6 protein-coding genes and 1 pseudogene are annotated in these 6,037 nt (G+C 62.3%); all 7 read left to right on the top strand.

Annotation, left to right across the window (positions count from 1 at the left end):
- Positions 1-3 precede the first annotated feature (3 nt).
- Positions 4-396, top strand: a complete 393-nt coding sequence (locus VIM12_RS07200) for a MerR family transcriptional regulator (protein WP_331940930.1) — start codon at positions 4-6, stop codon at positions 394-396.
- A gap of 127 nt (positions 397-523) precedes the next feature.
- On the top strand, positions 524-1,963 hold the full coding sequence (locus VIM12_RS07205; protein WP_331940931.1) for a sigma-54 interaction domain-containing protein: 1,440 nt from the start codon (positions 524-526) through the stop codon (positions 1,961-1,963).
- Between the two features lie 266 nt (positions 1,964-2,229).
- Positions 2,230-2,967: a 3-oxoacyl-ACP reductase FabG gene (gene fabG, locus VIM12_RS07210; RefSeq protein WP_331940932.1), complete on the top strand. Its 738-nt coding sequence runs from the start codon at positions 2,230-2,232 to the stop codon at positions 2,965-2,967.
- Positions 2,968-3,035: 68 nt separating this feature from the next.
- Complete coding sequence (locus VIM12_RS07215; RefSeq protein ID WP_331940933.1) at positions 3,036-3,809, top strand: ABC transporter ATP-binding protein; 774 nt, start codon at positions 3,036-3,038, stop codon at positions 3,807-3,809.
- On the top strand, positions 3,809-4,519 hold the full coding sequence (locus VIM12_RS07220; RefSeq protein ID WP_331940934.1) for an ABC transporter ATP-binding protein: 711 nt from the start codon (positions 3,809-3,811) through the stop codon (positions 4,517-4,519). The genes VIM12_RS07215 and VIM12_RS07220 overlap by 1 nt, the downstream gene beginning before the upstream one ends.
- A 44-nt stretch (positions 4,520-4,563) precedes the next feature.
- On the top strand, positions 4,564-5,775 hold the full coding sequence (locus VIM12_RS07225) for an ABC transporter substrate-binding protein (RefSeq protein WP_331940935.1): 1,212 nt from the start codon (positions 4,564-4,566) through the stop codon (positions 5,773-5,775).
- Between the two features lie 103 nt (positions 5,776-5,878).
- Positions 5,879-6,037 (top strand): annotated as a pseudogene (locus VIM12_RS07230) (branched-chain amino acid ABC transporter permease); the annotation flags it as partial.

The raw sequence follows: 6,037 nt of genomic DNA on the forward strand, positions 1-6,037 counted from the left end.
ACCATGACCGACCGCGCGACCAAGCCCGAGGCAGTCGTATTGCCGCCGATACCGGCCAAGCGCTACTTCACTATCGGCGAGGTAAGCGACCTGTGCGGCGTCAAGCCGCATGTGCTGCGCTACTGGGAGCAGGAATTCACACAGCTCAAGCCGGTCAAGCGCCGCGGCAACCGGCGCTACTACCAGCACCATGAAGTGCTGCTTATTCGTCGCATTCGTGAATTGCTGTACGAGCAGGGATTCACCATCAGCGGTGCCCGCAACAAGCTGGAGAGCCGTGCGGCTTCCCAGGCCGCGGCGGAAGCGGACGGCGCTGCCGGCCTGCCGCCGCTGGACGTCGACACCGCGTTCCTGCGTCATGAACTCACCGAGATCCTGCACCTGCTGAAGCCCTGACCGGCGCAACGATGAACCGATGAATGCCGCCTTGCGCGGCATTTTCTTTTCCTGGGGGACGCTTGGCAGCGCCCATGCATGTCCATCTATAATCCTGTCCAGTATCCGGACAGTTGATGGAGATAAGATGAAAACGCCGATCGCCGCGTCGTGGGACGTGGACAGTATCCTGCGCGTCGGCATGCAGTCGCTGCTCGACCTGTTCGACGATTCCTGCGAAGGGACGCTGGCGGTCGATGACCACGGCCGGATCGCCTGGATCAATGACAAGTACGCCGCCTTCCTCGGCCTCAAGAGTCCTGAGGAGGCGCTGGGCAAGGCCGTGGAGGAAGTCATCCCCAACAGCCGGATGCGCGAAGTCATCCAGAACGGCAAGCCGATCCTGCTGGACATCATGATGATCCGCGACCAGCCGCTGGTGGTGATGCGGATTCCGCTCAAGGACGACGCCGGCAAGGTCATCGGCGCCCTCGGCTTCGCGCTCTACGACAGGCTGCAGCGGCTCAAACCGCTGGTGTCGAAATTCGCCGAGCTGAACTGGGCACTCGCGAATACGCAGAAGGAGCTTGCCCAGCTTCGCCACACCAAGTATTCCATATCGAGTTTCGTGGGCGTCAGCCCGGTGTCGCTCGAGCTCAAGCATCGCGCGCGACGGGCGGCGCAGCTCGACACGACGGTGCTGCTGCTCGGGGAGACCGGGACCGGCAAGGAGCTGCTGGCGCACGGCATCCACGCTGCGTCGGGCAGGGCAGGAAAGCCCTTCGTCGGCATCAATATCGCCGCCGTTCCGGAGACCCTGCTGGAGGCCGAGTTCTTCGGCGTCGCCGCCGGCGCCTACACCGGTGCGGACCGCAAGGGGCGCGACGGGAAATTCAAGATCGCGGACGGCGGCACCCTGTTCCTCGACGAAGTCGGCGACATGCCGCTGCAGGTACAGGCGAAGCTCCTGCGCGTGCTGCAGGAACAGGAGATCGAGCCCCTCGGCTCCAATACCATCATCAAGGTTGATGTCAGGGTGATCGCCGCGACCAGTCACGATCTGAAGCAACTGGTGGCCGAGGGGCGGTTCCGATCCGACCTCTACTACCGGCTGAATGTCCTGCCTATCGTGCTGCCTCCGTTGCGTGAGCGCGTCGGCGACCTGGATGCGCTCTGCGAGCACCTGCTGGAACAGATCGCAGCGCGCACCGGCATGCCGCAACGCGAGCTGACGCCGTCCGCGAGGGCATGCCTCGCCGCGCATCGCTGGCCCGGAAACGTGCGCGAGCTGCGCAATGCGCTTGAGCAGGCCGGGATGCTGACGGACAGCATCGCCCTGACCGCGGAAGACTTTGCAACCATCCTGCCGCCCGACGCCGGAGGTGTCGAGCCTGCCGCGCCGATTGCACCGGCCATCGACCAGATTCGTCCGCTGGGCGAGGCGGTGGCGGAGCTGGAGCAGAAGATGATCCGTTCCGCCCTGGCGAGTACCGGGGGTAACAAGGCCTTGACCGCGCGCATGCTTGGTATTTCACGCGCCACCTTGTATCAGAAGCTCGCCGAGTTCCGGCTTGTGTCTGAAAACTGAACGTGTGTATGGAATTAATACACTTGTTGTTCTCGTTATAAATCAAAGAGATAACAAGATATAAGAAATAAATGTATTAATTCGATACACTTTTCCGTCATTGCAGCACACGCATTCGAATCCCGCTTTCACTCCTATCCAAACTTCTCCAGTTAATTCAAGCACTTAGGTGTGCTGGCACGGCGATTGCCATATGGGCCGCATGACTGTGGTCACTACCGGGCGCAGACCCGGGTGGCCATTGATCGCCGCTGACAGGAGACACAGTGCGACTCACGAACAAGGTAGCCCTGGTGACGGGCGCCAGCCGGGGCATCGGCAAGGCGACCGCCATCAAATTCGCCCGCGAAGGGGCCAGGCTGGTCGTCTGCGACCTCGATGACGCGGTGGCCGAAACAGTCGCCGAGGTGCGCCTCCAGGGCGGCAGCGCGATCGGCTTCAAGGTCGACGTCACCAAGCCGGAAAGCATCGAGGCCATGGTGGGCGGCGCGCTCACCACCTACGGCCGCATCGACATCCTGGTGAACAACGCCGGCATCGTCGCCGACGCACAACTGCACAAGATGACGGACGAACAGTTCGACCGGGTCATCGACGTCAATCTCAAGGGTACCTACAACTGCACCAAGGCGGTCGTCGACGCGATGATCGAGCGGAAGGCCGGGGTGGTCCTCAATGCCTCATCCATCGTCGGCATCCACGGCAACTTCGGACAGACCAACTATGCCGCCAGCAAATTCGGCGTGATCGGCATGGCCAAGACCTGGGCGCGCGAGCTCGGCCGCCACGGCATCCGCGTCAACGCCGTCTGCCCGGGCTTCATCGAGACGGCCATCCTCAAGGACATGCCCGAGAAGGTGGTCCGCAACCTCGTCGACCGTGTTCCCCTCGGTCGCCTGGGGAAACCCGAGGAGATCGCCAGCACCTTCGCCTTCCTGGCATCCGACGAGGCCAGCTATATCAACGGTGCAGTGATCGAAGTGTGCGGCGGCATGACGCTGTAGCACAGCAGGCGACATCATTTCCGCAGGTATGCGGCAAACAATGCAGCAGCAAGAGTGGAGAAATACGGATGGCAAGCGAAGTCATACTTGAAACGCGAAACCTGACCAAGGGATTCAAGGGTTTCATCGCAGTAAACGACGTCAATTTCAAGGTCAAGCGCGGTTCGATCCATGCGCTCATCGGCCCCAACGGCGCGGGCAAGACGACCTTCTTCAACCTGCTGACGAAATTCCTGACGCCGACCTCGGGCGCCATTTTCTACAACGGCGAGGACATCACCTCGCTCGCGCCGGAGCAGATCGCCCACCGCGGCGTGATCCGCTCCTTCCAGATCTCGGCGGTCTTCCCCCACCTGACCGTCATGGAGAACGTCCGCATCGGCCTGCAGCGTTCGCTCGGCACGTCCTTCCATTTCTGGAAGAGCGAGAAGACGCTGAATCGCCTGAACGATCGCGCCATGCAGCTGCTGGCAGAGGTCGACCTGGAAGGATTCGCGAACACGGTCACGGTCGACCTGCCGTACGGCCGCAAGCGCGCGCTCGAGATCGCGACGACCCTGGCGATGGAGCCGGAGCTGATGCTGCTCGACGAGCCGACGCAGGGCATGGGCCACGAGGATGTGCACCGCGTCACCGAGCTGATCAAGAAGGTGTCGGCCGGCCGCACGATCCTGATGGTGGAGCACAACATGAGCGTGGTGTCCGGCATCTGCGACAAGATCTCGGTGCTTCAGCGCGGCGCGCTGCTCGCCGAGGGAAGCTACGAGGAAGTATCGAACAATCCCCAGGTGATGGAAGCCTACATGGGCACCACCTCGGGCGCACTGGAAGGAGCGCATTGATGGCAACACCGGCACTGGAAATCCGCAACCTGAAGGCGTGGTACGGCGAGTCCCACATCCTGCATGACGTGAACCTGATGGTGAAGCCGGGCGAAGTGGTGACCCTCCTGGGTCGCAACGGTGCGGGGCGTACCACCACGCTGCGCGCGATCATGGGATTGACCGGAGCGCGCAAGGGCTCGATCAAGGTGAACGGCGTGGAATCGATCGGCATGTCGACGCACAAGGTTGCGCACCTCGGCATCGGCTACTGCCCGGAGGAGCGCGGCATCTTTTCGTCGCTGTCGGCCGAAGAGAACCTGATGCTGCCGCCGCTGGTATCGAAGAATGACAAGGGCATGTCCATCGAGGAAATCTACGACATGTTCCCCAACCTGAAGGAACGCCGCTCCAGCCAGGGCACCCGCCTTTCCGGCGGCGAACAGCAGATGCTGGCGGTCGCGCGCATCCTGCGCACCGGGGCGCGGCTGCTGCTGCTGGACGAGATCTCCGAGGGCCTGGCGCCGGTGATCGTGCAGGCGCTGGCGCGCATGATCACGGCCCTCAAGGCCAAGGGCTACACCATCGTGATGGTGGAACAGAATTTCCGCTTCGCCGCGCCGCTGGCGGACCGGTTTTACGTGATGGAGCATGGACAGATCGTCGAGTCCTTTGCCGCATCCGAGTTGGAGTCGAAGATGCCTGTTCTTAACGAACTGCTCGGCGTCTGAGTCGAAACAAGCGCAGCACCACACCTACCAAAAGAGGAGAAGATATGAAACTCAAGGCAAAAGTCACCGCTCTCGCCGTCAGCGCAGCCTTCGCGGGAATCGCAGGCAGCGCCCACGCGCAATACTCGGGAGATGTGATCAAGATCGGCCTGATCACCGACATGTCCGGCGTGTATGCCGACGTCGACGGTCCCGCCGGCGCCGAAGCCGTCAAGATGGCGATTGCCGACCTCGGCGGCGCCATCAACGGCAAGAAGGTGGAATTCATGGTGGCCGACCACCAGAACAAGGCTGACATCGCCGCATCCAAGGCACGCGAGTGGATCGACCAGGCAGGCGTCGACATGCTGATCGGCGGCACCAACTCCGGCGCCAACCTGGCAATGGCCAAGGTCGCCGCGGAGAAGAAGAAGGTGTTCTTCTCGGTCGGCGCCGGCACTGCCCGCCTCACCAACGAGGACTGCACCCCTTACACCGTCCACTATGCCTATGACACCATCGCTCTTGCACGCGGCACCGGCGGCGCGATCGTCAAGCAGGGCGGCAAGGACTGGTACTTTCTGACCGCGGACTATGCGTTCGGCGCCTCGCTCGAAAAAGACACGGCAGACGTGGTCAAGGCCAGCGGCGGCACGGTGAAGGGCGCAGTGAAGCATCCGCTGTCCGCGTCGGACTTCTCGTCCTTCCTGCTGCAGGCGCAGTCGTCCAAGGCGCAGATCCTCGGCCTGGCCAACGCCGGCGGCGACACCATCAACGCAATCAAGGCGGCCAACGAGTTCGGCGTCCAGAAGTCGATGAAGCTGGCAGGCCTGCTGATGTTCATTACCGACATCCATTCGCTCGGCCTGAACCTGACCCAGGGCATGTTCCTGACCGACGGCTGGTATTGGGACCAGAATCCGGAAACCCGCGCCTGGTCGAAGAAGTTCTTCGAGAAGATCAAGCGCATGCCGACCATGCTGCACGCCGCCGACTACTCGGTCACGACGCAGTACCTGAACGCGGTCAAGGCAATCAACTCCGACGACGCCGACAAGGTGATGGCGCAGCTGAAGAAGACCAAGATCAACGACGTCTTCGCCAAGAACGGCGTGATTCGTCCGGATGGCCGCATGGTGCACGACATGTACCTGATGGAAGTGAAGAAGCCGGGCGAATCGAAGTACCCGTGGGACTACTACAAGGTGGTGCAGACGATTCCGGGCGACCAGGCCTACGCCACCAAGGCCGAGTCGAAGTGCTCGCTCTGGAAGTAAGCTGAGTTGAGCGGGAGCGCGGCGCGGCAGCCCAGTCTCTGCCGCGCCGCGCTCCGTCGAAACCCATGCCGCGCGCATCGCGGCGTCCTTAAGCAAAGTCGTTATGGAAATCTTTGGCATTCCCCTGCAAGCGTTGCTGAGCCAGCTGCTGCTGGGCCTGGTCAACGGCTCGTTCTACGCGATGCTGTCGCTCGGCCTGGCGGTCATCTTCGGCCTGCTCAATGTGATCAACTTTGCGCACGGCGCGCTGTACATGATGGGC

The organism is Noviherbaspirillum sp. (assembly GCF_036563305.1).
Taxonomy (GTDB): domain Bacteria; phylum Pseudomonadota; class Gammaproteobacteria; order Burkholderiales; family Burkholderiaceae_D; genus Noviherbaspirillum.